Genomic DNA, 19,522 nt, shown 5'->3' on the forward strand with positions numbered 1-19,522 from the left:
TCCAAAAACACGGTGGTCCCCACAAGGCACATTCCCCTCGAAAGTGACATCACAAAGGTTAGAAGCCCTCGCTCGAAACGTCGGTGCAGTAATGACAGCTAACGCCACGGGAGATGTCGAGTCCCTCGTCGAGCGCGCCGAGGAGGAACCGACGTCTGTGACCGCCGAGGACGTCCGTCCGTTTCTCGAAGCTGACGACGATATCGTCCGCAAACGGGCCCTGGACGTCTGCCAGGCGGTCGGCTACGTCGATTCCGATCGGATCGCTCCACTGATCCCCGATATCCTCACGTTCGTCGAGGACGACTTCCTCGCTGTCAAACACTCGGCGCTCGGTGCCATCGGCCACCTCGTCCCGGACGAACCCGATGCTGTTGCCAAGGGTGTCCAGGCGCTCACCAGGGAACTCACTGGAGAGACGCCACTGACACGGTTTCTCGCGGCGAAATCAGTCGCGTTGCTCGCCTTCGAGCGCCCTGCGGTCGTGGCAGGCCACGCCGAGGAACTCGTTGCGGCCCTGGGTCAGGAGGGGCCAACACTTCCAGAGTCAAAACAGACGACGTTCGCGGACCCGGACGATCCTGTCCGCGAGGAGGTCGGCAAGAACGTCGCCCAGAACGAGAACGCCCGGGAACTCACGGCCAAAGCACTCGTCGCCGTCGCCGAAACCGATCCCGACGCGATCGCCCCACACCTCGAGGCGCTTCGGCCGTACGTTGACGACCAAAACGAGATTGTCGCCGGCCCCCTCCTCGAGATCGTCTCGACGCTGGCGGCTGAGGACTACGCCGTCCCCGATGGGGTCGCCGAGCGCGTCGAGGCCACGCTCCCCAATGGCTCGACGCAACTCCAGGCGCGATCACTTCGAGCGCTCGGCTATCTCAGTGCGACCGACGCCGTCGACACTGTCCGGACGGTCGCCGAGGAGGCTGAGGACGATGAACTGGCGGCCTTCGCCGCGGACACCGCCGAGTGGCTCGAGTCGGTCGACGACGAGTCGTGATCGGCGCTTGTCGCTCCGGTGTACGGTAGCGCCCTGTGCTGGGGAAAGACAGGAAATTTACATTTTCCCCCAGCGGCTGGCCAACGAGTGGTTCGTCGTCTCTGGGATGGCTTAATGGTACCGTATCCAACAAATAGGAGAGTAAAGAAAAACTCCCTTGACATAGTTAGATAACAATATTTATTATGGTGGCCTCTCGATTTATCCCCGGACAATGGCTAGTGAACAGTCTTCAGGGAGTTTCGAAGACGTAGTGAATCGCCGTAATTTCATCCGGCTGGCTGGCGCGACCGGCGCGACCATGCTCGCCGGGTGTCAGGGTGACGAGACGGACACCACAGAATCCGGCACCGGGAACGGTGACGAGAACGGTGGCACTGGAAACGGTGACGAGAACGGTGGCACCGGAAACGGTGACGAGAACGGTGGCGAATCGGACGTCTACGACGTCACGGTCGAATCCGCCGCCGCTCGTGGGATGGAACTGCTCGACTGGAACGCCCAGTTCGCCGGGTGGCCGAACATCTGGGGCCGCTGGCTCGCGTACGAGCGCTATGCTCAGTACAACATGACGGAAAACGAATGGATGCCGCGGCTCATCCAGGACTGGTCAGTCGACGGGACGACCATCACGCTGAACATCCGTGAGGACCACACCTACGCGAACGGCGATCAGGTGACAGCCGAGGACATCAAGGCGAACACCGTGATGAACCTCGCGACGGGGGCTGCGTTCTCGGAAGTCTTCGACTCGTTCAACGAGGTCGACGACAAGACCCTCGAGATCGAGACTACCAAAGAAGTCAACCCGGCGATCGTCGAGTTCACGCTCCTTTCGCAACTCCAGCAGGCGAAGATGGACGCGCCTTACGACGAGCTCTACCAGCGCTACTGGGAGGACGAGGAAGACGGCGTTGCCAGCGACATTCAGGGTCGCGAACCCCAGGTGCCCGACTACGTCTCCGGTATCTTCGGCGCGGAGAGCATGGACGACGAGCAGTACATGATGGTGCGCAACCCCGAGCACCCCGACGCCGGCAACGTCAACTTCGAGCGCTACCGGTTCCCGAACTACCCGGGCAACCAGGGTAATTGGGAGGCCATGATCGGTGATCAGATCGACACGATCATGAGTGCCTTCACCCCATCGAACATCCGGGCAGAAATGGCCGACCACTGGGTGGAATACAACTTCCCCGGCTACTGGGGTGTCGGCTACGTGTTCAACCACGACGAGGAGGCCGCGCCGCATATCTCGAAGCGAGCGGTCCGTCAGGCCATCACCCACGCCATCAACCGGGAAGAGGTCGTCACCGCCGCGGGTGCACAGATCAAGGAGGCCTTCCCGACCCCGGCCGCCATCTCCGCGAACGTCCAGGACGATTGGATCGACGTGGGCGGCGCGTTCCCGGCAATGCAGGGCGGCGCAGAGAAGGCCGCAGAGGTCATGCAGGACGCCGGCTACGAGAAGAACTCAAGCGGGTTCTGGGCAATGGACGGCGAGACCGTCTCGTTCGAGGTCGTCGTGCCGAGTAGCTGGAGTGACTGGGTCACGGCGACCCAGGCTGTGGTCCCACAGCTTCAGGACGCCGGATTCGACGTGGAGATGAACCGTGTCAACAACATCAACACGGTCGTCGGCGAAGGGAACTTCAAGATGGCGGCCCGTCCGTGGTCGCCTGGCAACGCCCGGTCCTCGCACCCGTACTTCCCGCTGAACTGGGTCTTCGGCCGTGCGTACAACAACGCCCACAGTTACCCCGGTGCCGAGGAAGGCGCCGAGATCGAGGTTCCGGCGATGGACGGCGACGGCACCATGTCGGTCAACGTCCAGAAGCGCCTCGACGATCTCTCGACAGCAAGCGGCGACGAAGCCAAGTCGATCGTCCAGGAGCTCGCGTGGGTCTCCCATCAGGATCTCCCGTACCTGCCGGTCATCAACAAGGTAGAGCAGTCCTGGATCAGCGAACGGCGGCTGTCGGCTCCCGACCCCGACGACCCGGCGGGCAACGTCAAGTGGCCGACGTTCTACGCTCCGCGTGTCGGAAAGATGCAGTGGCAGGGCGAGTGAAGCGCGCCCCTGGCGTATCGGCCTGATCGAACAATTATTCATCAAATTTAGAATACCCGATGGTAAACTACTACGTCAAACGGACGGCGAAGGCGATTGTGACGATCTACGTCGTCATCACCCTGAGCTTCGGCCTCACCCGAATGCTTCCCGGTAATCCGGCAAGCAGGATCAGAGGGCGGCTCTCGTCGATAGGGTATACAGAAGAACAGATCCAAGTCGTCCTCTCGAACCTCGGATACAATCCGGACGTACCGCTCCCGCAAAAGTTCATCGACTACATTGTTGGCTTACACCAGGGAAGCCTGGGTTCGTCGATCCAGGTCGCGGGTGGTGGCACACCTGTTACCGAGATCATGGCCACTCGTCTCCCGTGGACGATCATGATCACCTTGGTCTCGATCGTCCTCTTCTTCGCGATCTCGATCACGCTCGGTGCGATCATGGCCTACCGGGAAGGGTCGCGCTTCGACACCGCCAACTCGGCGATCGCGATCTTCGCCAGTGGGATCCCCTTCTTCGTCATGGCGATCCTTCTGGTATTCATCTTTGGGCAGACTCTCGGGTGGTTCCCGACTGGACGACGATACTCGCTCGACGTGACCCCTGGTTTCAACCTGGCGTTTCTCCACAGCGTGATCTATCACGGCACGCTTCCGATCGCGGCGATCGTCATCTCGCGATACGGCGTTCGCGCGCTCTCGATGCGTGGGAACAGTATCTCCATTCTCGGGAAGGGCTACGTCGAGGTCGCAAAGCTCAGGGGCCTTCCCGAACGCGTCATCGCACTCCGATACGTCGGCCGCAACGCCGTGTTGCCGATGTACACCGGGATGTTGCTGTCGTTCGGGTGGGTCCTCGGTGGGACGATCGTCCTCGAGGACGTGTTCAATTACAAGGGACTAGGCTGGATGTTGTTCCAGGCGTACGACTACCGTGATTACCCCGTCCTCATGGGGGCGTTCCTGGTGATTACATTGTCGCTAGTGATCGGCATCTTCCTGGCTGACCTCTCGTATGGGTTCGTCGATCCGCGGATCAAGACGGGTGATGAAAGTGAGTCATTCTGAATCGGAGACGTCGGCAGACGAACTGCAGTGGACCTACGACGCGGAAGACGCTGTCGAGGTGAGCCTCCGCGACAAGGCCCGGGAGTTCTATCGGAACCGCATCTACGAACCGGGCGTCGTCGTCCTCGACGACTGGCGGTTCATCATTGGGGGACTCATCCTCCTCCTGTACGTCTTCGTCGCGACGATCGGCGTCTGGCTGGTTCCCTATCCCGAGACGCATCTCACGCCGGCACTGCGGCTGACACCGGCGTTCGACTGGCATAGTCTATTCAACCTCGGAGGGTTCAACCTCGCGTACCCCACGTTCCACGATCTGTCGTATCCGCTCGGGACGACAAAGACTGGGCGGTCCATCTTCGGTCTCGTCGTCCACTCGACGCCGAAGATGCTGGTCATGGTCATTTCGGGCGGTGTCTTCGCGACGGTCATCGCGACGCTCCTCGGGACGGTTGCGGGGTACAAGGGTGGCCGCGTCGACGGGGCGATCTCGATGTTCATCGACATCGCGATGACGATCCCCGGCCTCCCGCTCGTGATGGTCCTCGCGCTCGCGCTCCAGGACCTGGAAGTCTTCGGGATCGGCATCGGATTCGCCCAGCTCGGTAGGCTCCCGGAGCCGTTGAACGTCCTCCGGCCGGCGACCATCGGGATGGTCATCATGATCAACTACTGGGGCGGCCTCGGACGGGCGATCCGCTCGCAGGTGTTGACGCTGCGCCAGGAGAACTACGTCGAGGCGTCCCGGACGATGGGCGTCAGCTCCTGGAAGATCATCTTAAAGGACGTGATCCCGAACCTGATGCCGTACATTCTGATCAACTTCGTCACCGCGGCCCGGTTCGTGGTCTTCTCGGCCGTCGGGTTGTACTACCTCGGCGTCCTGCCGACGGACGTCGCCAACTGGGGCGTCATGATCAGCGACGCCTACGACCAGGGCGCGATCGCTGGGCTCAGCATCTGGAACTGGCTGTTCCCACCCGTCCTCGCCATGTTGTTCCTGGCGCTGGGACTGATCTTGCTCTCCCAGTCGATGGACCGCGTCTTCAACCCACGGGTCCGGACGAAACTGTCGTCGTTCGACCAAATTGATTCCGACGAGGACGACGTCGAGGAGGTTATGAACGAATGAGTACTGACAACCTGACTGCGGCGTCTGACGAACAGCCACTCGAAGTCGAGAAAGTCGAGAAGCCCGACCCGATCATGCGTCTCGACGACGTTCGGGTCACCTTCGAGATGGATCGGGGGATCTCACGGGTCCTCGACGACATCAACATGGACATCGGCCGCGGCGAAATCGTCGGCATCGTCGGTGAGAGCGGCGCGGGCAAGTCCACGCTGGTCTCAGCGATGATGGACTCCGTCGAGGAACCCGGCGTCCTCGAGGGCTCGATCGAATATCGGCCTTCGGAGGGCGAGGCTGTCGACATTCTCGAGTTCAACGACGAACAGCTCCGGCAGTGGCGCTGGGAGGAAGTCGCGATGGTCTTCCAGGGGGCGATGAGTTCGTTCAACCCCGTCAAACAGATCAAAGACCATTTCGTCGAAACGCTGAAAGCCCACGACGAAAATGTCAAGGAGGGTATGCAGCGGGCTCGCGATCTCATCGCGGACCTCTACATGCAGCCCGACCGCGTGATGAGTGCGTATCCACACGAACTCTCGGGCGGCATGCGCCAGCGCACGCTGTTGGCTCTGGCGATGGTGCTCGATCCCGAGATGTTGATCATGGACGAGCCGACGGCTGCTCTGGACCTGCTGATGCAGCGTTCGATCCTCCAGCTCCTCCGAGATCTCCAACAGGAGTACGACATCTCGATGGTGTTCATCACGCACGACCTGGCGCTTGTGGCCAGCCTGGCCGACCGCCTGGCGGTGATGTACGCCTTCCGGATGGTCGAGGTCGGGCCCAAAGAGAAGATGCTCAGGGATCCCGGCCACCCCTACACGCGAATGCTGTTGAACTCGACGCCGGACATCGACGCCCCGATCGACCAGAACCGCTCGATCGAGGGGTCGAGTCCGGACCCGCTGAACGTCCCCCAGGGGTGTTCGTTCCACCCCCGGTGTCCACTGGCCGAGGACGCGTGCCTCGAGGCCGAACCCAACCAGTTCCTGCTCGATGACGACCACGGCGCCGCGTGTTTCCGCTGGGAGGAGGCCCAGGAGTCGATGCCACTGGTCTACGAGCAGGAGGTCGAGAGCGTAGACAGTGAGGAAGTGGAAACCTCGACCAGCGCCAGGCACTCGCCGGACGAGGTGCCGTTGATTTCCATCAACGACCTCGAAGTCCACTTCGAGCAGTCACAGGGGATCGTCCAGTCGATGTTCGGTGACGATCCGAACGTCGTCCGCGCCGTCGACGGCGTCAACCTCGACATCTACGAACAGGACGTGGTCGCGCTGGTCGGCGAATCCGGCTGTGGAAAGACGACCCTCGGGAAGACGATCCTCGGACTTCAGGAACCCACCAATGGGTCCATCGAGTACCGCGGCGTCGACCTCGTGGAGGCCAAGAAAGGCAACGCCGAGATGTCCTGGGACGAGATCCGCAAGTCATTGCAGATCATCCACCAGGACCCGGGGAGTTCGCTCAATCCCAACCGTCGGCTAAAGTCGATCCTGTCGGTTCCGCTCAAGCAGATCCACCCCGAGATGAGTACCGGGGAGCGCCTCGACCGGATCTACACGCTGATGAACTACGTCGGCTTGACGCCGGCGACGGAGTACGGCGAACGGTATCCCCACCAGCTCAGCGGCGGAGAGAAACAGCGCGTCGCGCTGTGTCGCGCGTTGCTGATGAACCCGGACCTGATCCTGGCCGACGAGGCCATCTCGGCGCTCGACGTCTCCTTGCGCGTCGAGATGATGGACCTGATGCTCGAGCTCCAGGAGGAGTTCGACACGTCGTTCCTGTTCATCTCTCATGACCTCTCGAACGCCCGATATCTCGCCCAGAAGTCCGGCGGCCGCATCGCCGGGATGTATCTCGGCGAGTTCGTCGAGATCGGGCCGGCCGAGCAGATTACGCGGAATCCGTCCCATCCCTATACGGACGTCCTGCGATGGGGGACGCCCAATATCGACCCCGAGAAGGCCGATATCGGCGAGATGCCGATGCGCAAAATCGACATCCCCGACCCGATCAATCCACCTTCTGGTTGTCGGTTCCACACGCGCTGTCCAGAAGCTCGCGAGGCCTGCATCAAGGAGAAGCCTGCGGCCCAACAGATCGACGTCGACGGCTTCCACACCTCGAGTTGCTTCCGGGAGTACGGTGAGGACCACCCCTACTGGGATAGCGAGCCGGTCACCGACGAGATGATCGACGACTGAAGCCGGATCGCTCGTCTCCCCACGACCGTCCGTTTTTGTCCGCGTCCTGCTTTGCTCTCGATTTCGTTGTCCGACAGTCGAACCCACCTAAGTCAGCGAGGGAGTCCCGCCGTCGTCGGGCGAGGCCCGACTGCCTGAGGGATCTCCGATCCCTCTCTGTTCACGGCGGGCGGGAATCGCGTAAGCTCCGAGAATCACACAACAATCAACAACCCGGCCTACTCCCCTGAATTTTTATATACATAGAGCCACAAGTGGCGTATAGATGGAGATTAATCGTACCGCAGTTGTCAAGCTCTCCGTCCCTAGCGACCGCCGTGACGACCTGAAACGGACGATGAACACGTTTCGGGACGCAACACAGTGGTTCGCAGACCGGGGATGGGATGGTGATGACGACGGGTACGTGATTACGTCGGGTAATCATCTCCAGCGCCTTGTCTACGACGACATTCGTGAGGACACTGGATTGCACGCTGACCTGACCGTTGCCGCAGCAGACCATGCCGCGAACGTACTTGATGGGTGCGTTGAAAAAATGAAAGCGGGTGAACGCACCTCAAAGCCGGTGTTCACGTCGAATACAACGGTCTACAACACGAACGCAATCACCTACTTCGACGGTTATTGCTCACTGGCCGCGTATGGTGGCAGTCGCGTTCATGCGGAATACATCTATCCAGACGACTCGATTCAGGCCGAGTATATGGAAAGCGACGAATGGCAGAAACAGGGCGCAAAGCTCCGGTACGACCACCAATCAGATACCTATTATCTCCACGTCTCCGTCAAGAAGGAACGCGAAGATTCGTCGGGAGAAGCCGAGAACCAATCAACCGTTCTCGGCGTAGACCGGAACGTGGACGGGTATCTCGCAGTCACCAGCACAGGCGCGTTCATCGGGAACGCCGACCTGCTGAATCACAAACGCCGCGAGTACGAACGCCGCCGCGCTCGCCTCCAACAACAGGGCACACGAAGCGCACACATCACTATCCAGTCCATCGGTGACACTTTCGCTAACTGGTCAGAGGACTTCTTGCACCAAGCATCGAAGGAACTGATCAAAGAAGCTGTTTCTCAGAACTGTACGACCATTGTCTTCGAGAACTTGGAGAATATTCGTGACTGTATCTCGAACGCCTCGAAGTTCCAGCAATGGGCATTCAACGAACTGAAACGCCAAGTCGAATACAAGGCGAAGGCCGAAGGAATTTCGGTTAGGACAGTGCATCCAGCCTACACCAGTCAACGGTGTTCCGAAACGGGGTGTGGCTTTACGCACGAGGACAACCGTGATGGTGACGAGTTCGCGTGCCAGAAATGTGGCAAAGAGCTACACAGCGACTACAATGCGGCGCGAAACATTGCACACAAATATATCCAGAATCGGCGCAAGTCTGGTTCTGGAGGGGTAACCTATCACCTTGCCCTGAAGTCGGGAACAGTGAACGGGAATGGTGACTACTCACCTTCCACGGTCTAGTGGATAGACCGGGAGTTCACCGACAAACCTCGGCGTCGTCGGCCTACGGCCGACTGCTTGAGGGACGAAGTCCCTCTCCGTTCACGCCGAGGTAGGTGATTTACTCGTCTTGGCGTTCTTCCGGCTGCCATTCACCACGTCGCCGTTCGTTTTTCGCACAGCGCCACTGGAGAAAGACCGTCATTCCGGCCGCGGCCACTACCAGGATCAGGTCGATCACTGCGATGTAGTACGACGCCGAGCCCACCGTCGTAAATGCGAGTGAGAATACCGTCAGGACGAACAGGACGGACAGGGTCGCGAACAGGAACCGGAGACGCGGCACGTGATCACAAACGACGGTCCAGAATTCCTCTTTCATGTACGTACCGAGTGCAGGGTGACAGTGATAACTATTGGCTATTTTTTGCGAGGAGAGAATCCCGCGGCTTACGACGGGGTGGATGTCACCTGTTTCGAGGGAGGGCCGTTCCCGCGGCGATTCGAACGACCGGCGTTTCCTGTGCCCGCTGGCCGGCTTCGATCGGCCCGTGCGGGGCAGTCTCACGTCACACCACCACGACTGCCAGTGCCAGCAGGCCGAGACCGATCGCGACGGGGACGACGCCGAGTTTCCCCACGTCCCAGGCGACGCCGCGCTCGCGGCCGTCGGCGATCAGAAACCGCCGGATTCCATCACCGTCGATGACGACGTTGACCTCGCCGCCGTGCTGGCCTGCCCCGGTGTCGTACTGTGCCCGGCCGTAGACGAAACAGTCCTCACCGGGGTCGAGTCGGCGTTCGATAAACCGCTGGTCGTTCCCCAGTCGGAGTTCAGTGACGCCGAGGTCGACTGTCTCGTCCTGTGCGGTGATGTTCGCGTTCCCGGCGACGAAGTCGGCGAGACGATCGGGGAGGCTCGTCCCGCCGGGGACAGTCACAGTCTGTTCTTCCAGATGCCGAACTGACCCGGCGGGTTCGACCCGACAGCTCGCCGTGTCGTCGGCGAGTCGGAACGGACCGCCGAGAAGTCCCTCGTCGAGGGTCTTCCAGTACGTGTTGGTTCCTTTTCCCGCGCTGGTCGTCCGGCGTTCCTGGACTTCCCACTCACAAATCAGACTCGACGAACCGGAGATCGGCGACTGTACCGTCCCCTCGTCGGGCTCGGCGACGCCCTGGACTTCGACCGGGCCGAGTTCGTTCGGGAGTTCGTAGACGGCGAGGGGCTCGCCACGGTAGATCTGCCACGCGAACCATAGCTCGCGCGCGCCGAGCGCAATCAGCGTCAGGCCAGCGATCCCAAGGAGGCCTGCGAACAGGAGGGCAAGTGACACCATCGACGTCGACTTCTCGGGGCCCCCGAATCAACGTTGTGCTCTGCTCGGCAGATCGAAACGTGCTCGGCCCGTATTGCGGGGTGAAGCTTCTTGGTCGGGCCGCCCGCTGGCTTCCGTATGGAAGCCGAAGCCTGGGAGTCGATCGACGTGATCCACGACAACAAGGGCGAACCCCACGTCCTCCAGCAGAAGGTCGAGGTGTTCACCGCCGGTGTCACCGAGGAGTCAAGTGGCTATACGAAGCCGACGATGGAGCATCGGCTGGTGCCCCTGGCTGATATCACCAAGTGACCACTACTCGGTCACGGGCGAAGCCAGCGGCTCAGTGTGTGAAATAGTGTATTAGGAAATCGCGAGTCGCGTCGAAAGCCTTACTGGCGGACGACGTTGGTCGCGCGGGGGCCCTTCTCGGCCTGTTCGATGTCGAATTCGACTTCCTGTCCTTCTTCGAGGTCCGGGCCGCCGACGTCTTCCATGTGGAAGAACACGTCTTCGTCCGCATCCTCAGTCTCGATGAAACCGTAACCGCCAGTGTCGTTGAAGAAATCGACCGTACCAGTTGCCATTGCAATTCTACCAATGGGAGGCCGATGTATAAGGGTTCCGAGAGATACCGTACCACGGGTCGGTGAGACATGCACCGTGGTTGGAAGTCATTCACATCTGGCGTTTCTGGCGCGCCATCTGTGGAGTGTCTCGTGGATACCGAGTACCAGCGCCGGGACGACGAGCATGAACAGGTGTTCCTCGATCGGAATCCCGAGCAGGTTGACTCCGGTCCGAAGCTCGATGGCGAAGACGCCGACTTCGAGCGTGTACCAGTCCCAGACGTACGCCAGTGGATACAGAACGGCGATTGTTCGGGCGGCATTTGGGATGGCGTCGGCTCGCCACAACAGCGCCAGAGCGAACGCGCCGAAGACGACCTCGGTCGCGATGTAGGTATAGGGGCCGAGCACACCGATGTCGACGGGAAGCGGCCCAGCGAGCGGGCGGTACCACAGCGCGACGAGCAACACCGCGAGGAAGACGTACGCACCACGGACGAGCAGCATTGTCGCCAGGCGTGGCTCGGCCCGGTGGGCGATAGCTGCCACGGCCCCGAACGCGAAGACTGCGAGAATCGTTTCCGTCGGAAAAACGCCGACGGCAGCGAGAACGGCCACACCGAGCAATCCAGCCGCCAGTATCCCCTCCGCCAGTCGGCGTGCGCGCGTCGGACCGAGGACGACGGCTACAGTCCGTTTGTCGATCGAGCGGTCGTACGCCAGGTCCTGGGCGTCGTCGATGATCTTGATTCCCAGGAGGACGGCGAGCAACACGCCCGCCAGTCCGAGCACCGTCCTCGAGACCGTTCCGGCCCCCGCTACGTAGGCACCCAGCAACGACAGCGCGATCCCGGCCGGATACCCGCCCGTCGCCGTCACGGGATGTGTGTCCAACTGTGGTGCGTGGAAGTACCCAAGCGCCCACGTCGGCGCGGTCAGCGCGGCGGCCCCTGCGCCAGCGGTCAAGAAGAGGCCAGCGAGGGCGGCCACGAAGACGAGCCCAGCCGCGAGTAACGCTACTCGACACCCGCCGACCGACAGCGGGTGGTCGTCGTCCTCGCTCCGGACGAAGAAGTCGACGTAGCCGTCCTTGACGTGCGCCGTGTAGACGGCCGCGAAGATAGCCGTCGCGTGCAGCGCGGCGACTGTGGGTGTGAACGAACCCGTCGCCCGGGCGGCGAGTAGCGATCCCGTCAGTGAGACGGCAATCGGCGGGAGCATGAACACCGGATGGACCTGTGACGCCAGTGCCCGGGCCGCCGGGACGCTGCCTGACCGGTGACGGGCGATCGCCATGCGTGTTCCTCGGTATCGATCCGCAAAGACGTGTCGCACCGTTCAAGTGTTGCTGGGAGTCATTTTCGATCTCGGACGCTCCTCGGCGGCGAAAGCGCTTACTGACGGCTGCTCGAATGGTGAACCATGACCGCACATTTTCCCGAGAACCGCAAGCACAACCTCGCGATCGAGTTCACCCGCTACGCGCAATTCGGGATCGGGGACGTCCTCGAAACCCCCGATGGCGAGGAAGTGACCGTCGAGGATTTCGCCTTCCGCTTCGAGATCGACGAGTTCGTCTACTGGTTCGAGGAGTGGGAGGGAAGCTATGCCGAGCCCGAACTCGAAGACTGGGCGCTGGTATCCGAGGGCGAACGCGAGGAGTACGTCGATCCCGGATTCGAAAGCCAACAGATCCCGGACCCCAACGGCGTCGACGAATCGTCATGACGACTGATCCCTGTGACGGCTGTGGCCGCGAGGTGCGGATCGCCGGCGGGATCGGCGACATGTGGGGTGCTGACCACTCGGCCACTGGCGGGATGACCCTCGAACTCGCCGATGGGACCGAGCACTTCCTGTGTTCGGACTGCATCGAGGCGCTGCCCGACCACCGCGAGGTCGAGGCGGCTGACGTGGCCGCACTCGAGACCCGAGACGACTGAGCGGCGCTCCCTCGGCGATCGCTAATCCGTTGATCGCTTGCGGCGGTCACCGGTTTCCTGTCGACCGTCGCCGGATTTGAACCGTTCGACAGGAATGTGGTTCGGATCAGCACTGCCAGGGCACCGTGACACGTCGCCTAGCCAGATTCGTCCGCGTACTCGAAGTAATCGATGACTTCCGCCTCGAGTTGGGTCCACTCACCGTCCTGTCGCTCTTCGGTGACTCGTCTGATGCGGTCTGCGTTCGACCCGTCGAGTACGCGGATCCGGCGCGGCGGGCTTCCGATCGGGTGGTACTCCATTTTGAAGATCACAGCCATGCGATCACTGATGTCCGATCCGCGGGTGAGCAGATAGTTGCCACATCCCTTAGCGGCTGGTATGAGCGTAACGTAGATCTCGGGAGCGCAATTACCGGTACGTGGGTCGGCTTCACGAGGGTGGCTGCGGGTATCTGACGGTGTCCACTGTGGCGATTTCCACACGAATGACAGGGGTTTCAGACCGGCCATGCTGTCTGTCCGGCTCTCTTGGCACTGACGACTGACGGCTTCGCACCACTCTTTTGGCATCGACGCTCTATATCGACCCCAATGCGCGCAGACGAGATGGACCCACAGGCACAGGCCGTCGTCGACCGACGGCTCGGCATCTCGCCGATCGCCGATCACGATCACCGGGTCTTGCGCTTGCTGCAGCGGGTGAGTACCTGGTTCGGCAACCGCGATCCGCCAGCGGTCGGCGCGACCACTGACGGCTCCATCCCAGGGCCCGAAAGTGACCTCCGCGTCCGTCTTTACCGCCCGGATGCGCCCGGGCCGTACCCGACGATCGTCTTCTTCCACGGCGGTGGGTTCGTCCTCGGGAGTATCGGGACTCACGACTGGCTGTGTCGGCAGTTGACCCGCGAGACGGGCGCGGTCGTCGTCTCCGTCGACTATCGGCTCGCCCCCGAACACCCGTTTCCGGCGGCTGTCGAGGACGCCTACGCAGCCACGCAGTGGGCCGCGGACAACCCCGACCGGCTCGCTTCCGACGGGACACTCGCGGTGGCGGGCGACAGCGCCGGCGGGAACCTCGCGGCTGTCGTCGCACTCATGGCCCGGGACCGAGGCGAACCCGACATCGACTACCAGACACTGCTCTACCCCGGGATCGGCATCCACGAGGGCCAGGAGTCCGTCCGGCAGAACGACGGCATCGTGCTCTCACTCGCCGATATCGAGTGGTTCGAAGATTGCTATTACGACGGCGAGATTCACCAGCGCAATCCGTACGCCGATCCGGCGGCGGCCTGTGATCTCGCGGGTGTCGCCCCCGCGACGGTCGTGACTGCGGGGTTCGATCCGCTCCGGGACGGTGGCGTCGACTATGCCGAACGACTTGCGACCGATGGCGTCGACGTCACCCATCGCCACTACCCGGACATGATTCACGGGTTCGCGACCTCGCCGAGGATCGACCGGGCCGAGGAGGTCGTCGGCGACATCGCTACTGATATCGCTGATGCGGTCGATCGGTCGTGAAAATCGTCCCGACGTGGCGAGAAGAGTTACTGCGCCGTCGGCGTGTCGTCGTTGCCCATCGCCTGCTTGACCTGGAGAGCTGCGCTGGCGGCGAGGCCCTGGGCGAGGTCCGTACACTCCTGGTCGTCGATCCGGAGGTCGGTGTCCGGTTCGGGGGTGTATCCGGCACTCACTGGCGACCCGACTGGCGGCTGGACGGCGATCATCGCTTCGGGGCCGCTGGCCCCGCTCGACAGTTCCGAGCCCACGACGAACTCGCCGGGCAGCAACTCCCGCGTCTTGGCGGCGACACGGGAGAGATCGTTCCGGAGCGACCGACGCTCTTCCGGCGTGAGTTCGACGTCAGGCTCCGACTGCCCGGAGACCGGCGAATTTCCATACATGAATCGTTCTCGGATGTATGCGAGGGGCCGGTATAAACGCGCCGACTTGTGTCTTCGAGACGACGTATTTGGCGAGCGGTCCCTGCCACTGCCACTATTCGATCAACGTGTGCGTTCGGCCGTAGACCGCCAGGACGATCGCAGACGTGTATTCGTCGTCGTTCTCGGTGGTCCTCGCCGTCTCGAGTGCGACGTGGTCGTCGCCGAACTCCCATTCCCGGAGGTCGCGACCGGACGCGAGCCCGGCTTCGATGTCTTCGCGCACACGTCGCTCGTTCGACCCGGAGACTTCATAGAAGATGCCCGGGCCATCGGCCTCGCGCGTCCAGCCGATCGCCGCCGCTGCCTCGCCGTCGGCTGTCGTCTCCGCTGCCTGCACGACGTACTGCCCGTGTCCCGCTGGCCCGAGGTCCGGGGCCGTCCCGACGCGCTCGATCGTCGCGTCGGCGGGGATGACCGACGACAGCGTCACGAGGTTGTAGTTGTGGACGCCGGCCTCGGCCAGGGCGGCGTCGTAGGCGGCCGTTGGTGTCGGCCCGTGGCCTGTCCCTGTGACGATCCGAATCGTTCCCATCACCGGAAATTCGGGCGAGCGGCAAGTAAAGTCCGTCGTTCGGGACTTGTGCCTCCGGCTGAATATGCAAGAACGACCATTATAATGGTAGTTTCTCATAAACTGGGAACGGCCGGCAGAACTTACACCGCCACTGACACTCTTGGGGCCAAGAGACGCGTGAGTGACGCTCACACTGTCTCGGGGAGACAAGTATGAAAGTAATCGAGCAATCGGAGTTCGCGACGCTGATCGACGAGTTGATTGCGTCAGATCCACGGGATGTGGTTGGAGTACAGGCGGACGGGGAGCAATACGTCTTCGACCGGTTGGAATCGGCTGCGGACCTCGCCCTGGCACACGATCTCACGGCGTTGTCGCCGAAGAAGTACGTCATGCCACAGCGCGAGACGTTACTGACCTACGATCGGAGTGACGACGACTACGAGATGCGGGCCGAAGCCGATCCGACGGGTCGCATCATCGTCGGCGTCCATCCTTACGACCTGGCGGCGATCGCCCACCTCGACAAGATCTTCATCGATACGCTGCAGGACGAACCATATCGCCGGAAACGGGAGAACTCCGTGCTCATCGGGGTGACTATGCAGGACGTGGCCGACACTTGCTTCGCCGCAAGCATGGGGACGGCGACGGTCGACTCGGGGTATGACCTCATGGTGACCGATCTCGGTGACGCCGTCGCCGTCGACATCGGGACCTTCGAGGGGGATCAGTTGCTGGAGTCAGTGCCGACCCGGAACGCCAGCGCCGAGGAGGTAGAGCGCGTCGCCGAGATCGAGGCGGACCTCGAAGCCGAGTTCGACCGCGAACTCGCGTTCCCGCCGGCGGAACTCCCGACGCTGCTCGAAGCCAGTTACGACGACATGGACTTCTGGGCCGAGTACGCCGAACAGTGTCTCTCGTGTGGCACCTGCAACGTGGTCTGTCCGACCTGCTTCTGTTTCAGCGTGGATATGATTCGCGACCTCGAGGGCGACAGCGGCCGACAGGAACGCCGGTGGGACGGCTGTCTGCTCGAGGACTTCGCGACGGTTGCCCAGGGCGAGAACTTCCGGGAGGAGGTCGCCCAACGCCACCGCCATCGGTTCATGCGCAAGGGCTGGTACGTCTACGAACGATACGGCGACGTCGCCTGCGTCGGGTGTGGCCGGTGTACCCGCCATTGCGTCGCCGACGTGGCCGACCCCTGTGAGGTCTACAACGAACTTCGGGAGGCCCACTATGCGTAGCCAGGCCCGAAAGCGCTTCGAACACGGCGAGAGCGAGTACCAGCCCACCGAGGGCCGGATCGTCTGGATCGACGACCACACGGACGACGACAAGCTGTTCGTGATCGACCTACCCGACGGCGTGAGCCTGGATCACGATCCCGGCCAGTTCGTTCAGCTGTTCGTCCCCGGCGTCGGTGAAGCACCGTTCTCGATCGCGTCCTCGCCGACCAAGGGCGGCCCCTTCGAGTTGTGTATCCGCGCGGTCGGCAACGTCACCAACGCGATCCACGATCTGGAAGCGGGTGACGTGGTCGGCATCCGCGGCCCGTACGGCCAGGGGTTCGACGTCGACGCCATCGCCGGCGAGGATCTGTTGTTTATCGCTGGCGGGATCGGACTCGCGCCGTTGCGCTCGGTGATCAACTACGCCCTGGACCGCCCCGGGGAGTTCGGCGAGTTGACGACGCTGTACGGCTGTACGGAGCCCGCCGAACAGCTGTTCCCGGACGAACTCGAGTCGTGGGCTGGCTCCGAGGAGATGGACTACCGCGAGACAGTCGACGAGGTGCCCGTGGGTCAGGAGTGGGACGGCAATACCGGTGTCATTACGTCGCTCATTCCGCCACTCGAATTCGACCCCGACACGACGGTCGCACTCGTCTGTGGCCCGCCCGTGATGTACCGCTTCGTCATCAAGGCCCTCCGGGAGAAGGGGCTTGCCGACGACCGTATCTACCTCTCTCTGGAACGCAACATGCACTGCGGTCGGGGACTCTGTGGGCACTGCCAGCTCAACGAACTGTACGTCTGTCTCGACGGGCCGGTGTTTCACTATCCGACCGTCCGCGACAAGGAGGAGGCGGAAGTATGAGCGACGCGAGCGCGCCGTCGGACGGCGACGGGCGGCGACCGCGGGACCGACCCCGGGTCGCCTTCTTCGACTTCACGGGGTGTGAGGGCGATCAGCTACAGGTGATCAACCTCGAAGACCGGCTGCTCGACCTCGTCGAGGTCGTCGAGGTCGTCAGCTTCCGTGAAGCCATGACCGACCACAGCGACGACTACGAGATCGCCTTCGTCGAGGGCGGCGTCGCGACGGCCCACGACGAACGTCGGCTGACCCGGATCAGGAACCACGCCGACGCCGTCGTCGCGCTGGGCTCGTGTGCCGCCTTCGGGGGTATCAACGCCCTGCGCAACGACCAGGACTTCGAGACCGTCACGGAGCGGGTCTACGGGGAGGACGCCGATTCGATCACGTCCTATCCGACCGCCCGGCCGATCGGAGACGTCATCGCGGTCGACTACGAGATCCCCGGCTGTCCGATCGACCGCGAGGAGTTCGTCCAGGCGGTCACGGCGCTGGTCAACGGGGCCGAACCGTCGATCCCCAACTATCCCGTCTGCCTGGAGTGCAAGTTCGCGGAGAACACCTGTGCCTTCGAGCGCGGCGAGACCTGTCTCGGGCCGATCACCCGCGGCGGCTGTTCGGCGACCTGCGTCTCGGCTGGGACCCACTGCTGGGGCTGTCGGGGCATGGTCGACCATCCGAACGAGGACGCTTACACGGACGTCCTCGAAGCCAACGGGTTGACCACCGAGGAAGTAATCGAGGAGTATCAACTCTACTGGGGTTGGCAACGCGAGCAACGAACTGTCGGCGACGGTGGGAACCGACCCGTCGCCGACGATGACCACCTACCCATCGGCGACGGAGGGGCACGATGAGCCACACGATCGACGTCGAGGGCGACCTCGTCACCCGGGTCGAAGGCCACGGCTCGATCGTGGTGAACGTCGAGGACGGCGAACTCGAAACCTGCGAGTGGCAGGTCGTCGAATCCCCACGGTATTTCGAGTCGATGCTCGTCGGCCGGTCGTTCCGCGAATCCCATCACGTCACTTCGCGGATCTGTGCCATCTGCTCGGTCAGCCACACCATCGCCTCGCTGCAGGCGACCGAGGCTGCGATGGGCGTCTCCGTCTCCGAGCAGGACCGGCGGCTCCGCAAACTCGCGCTCTACGGCGAGACGCTTCAGAGTCACGTCCTGCACCTGGGCTATCTCGCCCTGCCGGACCTGGTCGGTGAGAAGTCCGTCCTGCCGCTGGCCGAGACCCATCCGGACGAACTCCAGACGGTCATCGACCTCCACCGGCTGGGTAACGAGCTGACCGAAGTCGTCACTGGCCGTTCAGTCCACGCCCAGCGGCTGCTCCCCGGTGGCTTCTCCCAGCTTCCCGAGGAACGCGAACTCGAAGCGCTGCTCGATCGACTCGTCAACAGCTGGGACGCGGTTGCGGACCTCGCCGATCTGCTCGCGGTGCTGGCCGACGAACTCCCCGACTTCGAACGCGAGACCGAGTACATCTCGCTGACCCATCCCGAGGAGTACGCCTTCGCCGAGGGCACGATCCACTCCTCGGACGTCGGCGAGATCCCCGTCTCCGACTACCGGGACGTGGCCAACGAGTACGTCGTCGAGCACTCGACGGCCAAGTTCGCGCGCCACGAACGCGATTCGTACATGGTCGGCGCACTGGCCCGCTTCAACAACAACGCCGACCAGCTTGCCCCGCGGGCGGCGGACATCGTCGATCGCTTCGGCCTGGAGCCGCCTGTCCACAACCCGTACCTCAACAACGTCGCCCAGCTCGTCGAGGTCGCCCACCTGCTCGCCGAGTCCGTCCGGCTGATCGAGGCGGTGCTTGCCGACGGGCTCGCCCCCCAGTCGAACTACCACGTCCCGGAGATCGACCCGACTGCCGGATCAGGAATCGGGGCCATCGAGGTACCTCGCGGCGTGCTCTTCCACGAGTACGCCTACGACGACGCGGGCGAGGTGACCGAGGCAAACTGCGTCATTCCGACCAACCAGAACCACGGCAACATCCAGCGCGACATGGAGACGCTGGTGCCGACGATCATCGAACGACCCGAAGACGACGTCAAACACACCCTGGAGATGCTCGTGCGAGCCTACGACCCGTGTATCTCCTGTTCGACTCACTACCTCGACGTCGAGTTCGTCGGTGAGGCGGCATGATCGGA

The 19,522-nt window shown here is 62.6% G+C and carries 21 protein-coding genes; 14 read left to right on the top strand and 7 right to left on the bottom strand.

Features of this window, described 5'->3' with window-relative positions; translation table 11 throughout:
- The first annotated feature begins 91 nt into the window (after positions 1-91).
- From HTIA_RS11605 to HTIA_RS11630, 6 genes are all read left to right on the top strand, one after another.
- Positions 92-1,003, top strand: a complete 912-nt coding sequence (locus tag HTIA_RS11605) for a hypothetical protein (RefSeq protein ID WP_008526700.1) — start codon at positions 92-94, stop codon at positions 1,001-1,003.
- 214 nt (positions 1,004-1,217) lie between these two features.
- Positions 1,218-3,074, top strand: a complete 1,857-nt coding sequence (locus HTIA_RS11610; protein WP_021029570.1) for an ABC transporter substrate-binding protein — start codon at positions 1,218-1,220, stop codon at positions 3,072-3,074.
- Between the two features lie 59 nt (positions 3,075-3,133).
- Positions 3,134-4,144, top strand: a complete 1,011-nt coding sequence (locus tag HTIA_RS11615; RefSeq protein WP_008526696.1) for an ABC transporter permease — start codon at positions 3,134-3,136, stop codon at positions 4,142-4,144.
- Positions 4,125-5,276, top strand: a complete 1,152-nt coding sequence (locus tag HTIA_RS11620; protein ID WP_008526694.1) for an ABC transporter permease — start codon at positions 4,125-4,127, stop codon at positions 5,274-5,276. The genes HTIA_RS11615 and HTIA_RS11620 overlap by 20 nt, the downstream gene beginning before the upstream one ends.
- Entirely contained in the window at positions 5,273-7,483 is a 2,211-nt protein-coding gene (locus tag HTIA_RS11625) for an ABC transporter ATP-binding protein (protein WP_008526693.1), read from the top strand. Before HTIA_RS11620 ends, HTIA_RS11625 begins: the two co-directional genes overlap by 4 nt.
- Positions 7,484-7,748: 265 nt before the next feature.
- Positions 7,749-8,969, top strand: coding sequence for an RNA-guided endonuclease InsQ/TnpB family protein (locus HTIA_RS11630; RefSeq protein ID WP_008526690.1), 1,221 nt, complete (start codon positions 7,749-7,751; stop codon positions 8,967-8,969).
- A gap of 100 nt (positions 8,970-9,069) precedes the next feature.
- On the opposite strand, the gene HTIA_RS11635 is transcribed toward HTIA_RS11630, so the two are convergent.
- Positions 9,070-9,330, bottom strand: a complete 261-nt coding sequence (locus HTIA_RS11635; RefSeq protein WP_008526689.1) for a hypothetical protein — start codon at positions 9,328-9,330, stop codon at positions 9,070-9,072.
- 187 nt (positions 9,331-9,517) lie between these two features.
- A complete protein-coding gene (locus tag HTIA_RS11640) occupies positions 9,518-10,285 on the bottom strand; it encodes a hypothetical protein (protein WP_008526687.1) in 768 nt (255 codons plus the stop codon).
- Positions 10,286-10,402: 117 nt separating this feature from the next.
- Between HTIA_RS11640 and HTIA_RS16880 the strand changes: the two genes are divergently transcribed.
- Entirely contained in the window at positions 10,403-10,576 is a 174-nt protein-coding gene (locus HTIA_RS16880) for a hypothetical protein (protein ID WP_008526686.1), read from the top strand.
- A gap of 80 nt (positions 10,577-10,656) precedes the next feature.
- Here HTIA_RS16880 and HTIA_RS11645 read toward each other — a convergent pair whose 3' ends face one another.
- On the bottom strand, positions 10,657-10,851 hold the full coding sequence (locus HTIA_RS11645; RefSeq protein WP_008526685.1) for a cold-shock protein: 195 nt from the start codon (positions 10,849-10,851) through the stop codon (positions 10,657-10,659).
- A gap of 87 nt (positions 10,852-10,938) precedes the next feature.
- Complete coding sequence (locus tag HTIA_RS11650) at positions 10,939-12,129, bottom strand: lycopene cyclase domain-containing protein (RefSeq protein ID WP_008526684.1); 1,191 nt, start codon at positions 12,127-12,129, stop codon at positions 10,939-10,941.
- Positions 12,130-12,255: 126 nt separating this feature from the next.
- Between HTIA_RS11650 and HTIA_RS11655 the strand changes: the two genes are divergently transcribed.
- Both HTIA_RS11655 and HTIA_RS11660 read left to right on the top strand, forming a co-directional pair.
- Complete coding sequence (locus tag HTIA_RS11655) at positions 12,256-12,561, top strand: hypothetical protein (protein WP_008526683.1); 306 nt, start codon at positions 12,256-12,258, stop codon at positions 12,559-12,561.
- Positions 12,558-12,776, top strand: a complete 219-nt coding sequence (locus tag HTIA_RS11660) for a DUF7561 family protein (RefSeq protein WP_008526682.1) — start codon at positions 12,558-12,560, stop codon at positions 12,774-12,776. Before HTIA_RS11655 ends, HTIA_RS11660 begins: the two co-directional genes overlap by 4 nt.
- 137 nt (positions 12,777-12,913) lie before the next feature.
- Here HTIA_RS11660 and HTIA_RS11665 read toward each other — a convergent pair whose 3' ends face one another.
- On the bottom strand, positions 12,914-13,078 hold the full coding sequence (locus HTIA_RS11665) for a hypothetical protein (protein WP_158413125.1): 165 nt from the start codon (positions 13,076-13,078) through the stop codon (positions 12,914-12,916).
- 291 nt (positions 13,079-13,369) lie between these two features.
- Between HTIA_RS11665 and HTIA_RS11670 the strand changes: the two genes are divergently transcribed.
- A complete protein-coding gene (locus tag HTIA_RS11670) occupies positions 13,370-14,302 on the top strand; it encodes an alpha/beta hydrolase (RefSeq protein ID WP_008526680.1) in 933 nt (310 codons plus the stop codon).
- A gap of 26 nt (positions 14,303-14,328) precedes the next feature.
- Here HTIA_RS11670 and HTIA_RS11675 read toward each other — a convergent pair whose 3' ends face one another.
- Entirely contained in the window at positions 14,329-14,685 is a 357-nt protein-coding gene (locus HTIA_RS11675) for a DUF5811 family protein (RefSeq protein WP_008526679.1), read from the bottom strand.
- 94 nt (positions 14,686-14,779) lie between these two features.
- Positions 14,780-15,259 carry a pyruvoyl-dependent arginine decarboxylase gene (locus tag HTIA_RS11680; protein ID WP_008526678.1) on the bottom strand — a complete coding sequence of 160 codons (480 nt, stop codon included), beginning with the start codon at positions 15,257-15,259 and terminating at the stop codon, positions 14,780-14,782.
- Between the two features lie 194 nt (positions 15,260-15,453).
- Between HTIA_RS11680 and HTIA_RS11685 the strand changes: the two genes are divergently transcribed.
- Genes HTIA_RS11685 through HTIA_RS11700 form a run of 4 tightly spaced genes read left to right on the top strand, consistent with a single transcriptional unit; the run spans position 15,454 to position 19,517 of the window.
- Positions 15,454-16,491: a 4Fe-4S dicluster domain-containing protein gene (locus tag HTIA_RS11685; protein ID WP_008526677.1), complete on the top strand. Its 1,038-nt coding sequence runs from the start codon at positions 15,454-15,456 to the stop codon at positions 16,489-16,491.
- A complete protein-coding gene (locus HTIA_RS11690) occupies positions 16,484-17,344 on the top strand; it encodes an FAD/NAD(P)-binding protein (protein ID WP_008526676.1) in 861 nt (286 codons plus the stop codon). Before HTIA_RS11685 ends, HTIA_RS11690 begins: the two co-directional genes overlap by 8 nt.
- On the top strand, positions 17,341-18,201 hold the full coding sequence (locus tag HTIA_RS11695) for an NADH-quinone oxidoreductase subunit B family protein (RefSeq protein WP_008526675.1): 861 nt from the start codon (positions 17,341-17,343) through the stop codon (positions 18,199-18,201). The genes HTIA_RS11690 and HTIA_RS11695 overlap by 4 nt, the downstream gene beginning before the upstream one ends.
- Positions 18,198-19,517, top strand: a complete 1,320-nt coding sequence (locus tag HTIA_RS11700; RefSeq protein ID WP_008526674.1) for a Ni/Fe hydrogenase subunit alpha — start codon at positions 18,198-18,200, stop codon at positions 19,515-19,517. The genes HTIA_RS11695 and HTIA_RS11700 overlap by 4 nt, the downstream gene beginning before the upstream one ends.
- Positions 19,518-19,522: the final 5 nt, after the last annotated feature.

Source organism: Halorhabdus tiamatea SARL4B, assembly GCF_000470655.1.
Taxonomy (GTDB): Archaea; Halobacteriota; Halobacteria; order Halobacteriales; family Haloarculaceae; genus Halorhabdus; species Halorhabdus tiamatea.

Coding starts and splice junctions, on each gene's coding strand:
- HTIA_RS11605 (WP_008526700.1), top strand. CDS start 92: ATGACAGCTAACGCCACGGGAGATGTCGAGTCCCTCGTCGAGCGCGCC.
- HTIA_RS11610 (WP_021029570.1), top strand. CDS start 1,218: ATGGCTAGTGAACAGTCTTCAGGGAGTTTCGAAGACGTAGTGAATCGC.
- HTIA_RS11615 (WP_008526696.1), top strand. CDS start 3,134: ATGGTAAACTACTACGTCAAACGGACGGCGAAGGCGATTGTGACGATC.
- HTIA_RS11620 (WP_008526694.1), top strand. CDS start 4,125: ATGAAAGTGAGTCATTCTGAATCGGAGACGTCGGCAGACGAACTGCAG.
- HTIA_RS11625 (WP_008526693.1), top strand. CDS start 5,273: ATGAGTACTGACAACCTGACTGCGGCGTCTGACGAACAGCCACTCGAA.
- HTIA_RS11630 (WP_008526690.1), top strand. CDS start 7,749: ATGGAGATTAATCGTACCGCAGTTGTCAAGCTCTCCGTCCCTAGCGAC.
- HTIA_RS11635 (WP_008526689.1), bottom strand. CDS start 9,330: ATGAAAGAGGAATTCTGGACCGTCGTTTGTGATCACGTGCCGCGTCTC.
- HTIA_RS11640 (WP_008526687.1), bottom strand. CDS start 10,285: ATGGTGTCACTTGCCCTCCTGTTCGCAGGCCTCCTTGGGATCGCTGGC.
- HTIA_RS16880 (WP_008526686.1), top strand. CDS start 10,403: ATGGAAGCCGAAGCCTGGGAGTCGATCGACGTGATCCACGACAACAAG.
- HTIA_RS11645 (WP_008526685.1), bottom strand. CDS start 10,851: ATGGCAACTGGTACGGTCGATTTCTTCAACGACACTGGCGGTTACGGT.
- HTIA_RS11650 (WP_008526684.1), bottom strand. CDS start 12,129: ATGGCGATCGCCCGTCACCGGTCAGGCAGCGTCCCGGCGGCCCGGGCA.
- HTIA_RS11655 (WP_008526683.1), top strand. CDS start 12,256: ATGACCGCACATTTTCCCGAGAACCGCAAGCACAACCTCGCGATCGAG.
- HTIA_RS11660 (WP_008526682.1), top strand. CDS start 12,558: ATGACGACTGATCCCTGTGACGGCTGTGGCCGCGAGGTGCGGATCGCC.
- HTIA_RS11665 (WP_158413125.1), bottom strand. CDS start 13,078: ATGGAGTACCACCCGATCGGAAGCCCGCCGCGCCGGATCCGCGTACTC.
- HTIA_RS11670 (WP_008526680.1), top strand. CDS start 13,370: ATGCGCGCAGACGAGATGGACCCACAGGCACAGGCCGTCGTCGACCGA.
- HTIA_RS11675 (WP_008526679.1), bottom strand. CDS start 14,685: ATGTATGGAAATTCGCCGGTCTCCGGGCAGTCGGAGCCTGACGTCGAA.
- HTIA_RS11680 (WP_008526678.1), bottom strand. CDS start 15,259: ATGGGAACGATTCGGATCGTCACAGGGACAGGCCACGGGCCGACACCA.
- HTIA_RS11685 (WP_008526677.1), top strand. CDS start 15,454: ATGAAAGTAATCGAGCAATCGGAGTTCGCGACGCTGATCGACGAGTTG.
- HTIA_RS11690 (WP_008526676.1), top strand. CDS start 16,484: ATGCGTAGCCAGGCCCGAAAGCGCTTCGAACACGGCGAGAGCGAGTAC.
- HTIA_RS11695 (WP_008526675.1), top strand. CDS start 17,341: ATGAGCGACGCGAGCGCGCCGTCGGACGGCGACGGGCGGCGACCGCGG.
- HTIA_RS11700 (WP_008526674.1), top strand. CDS start 18,198: ATGAGCCACACGATCGACGTCGAGGGCGACCTCGTCACCCGGGTCGAA.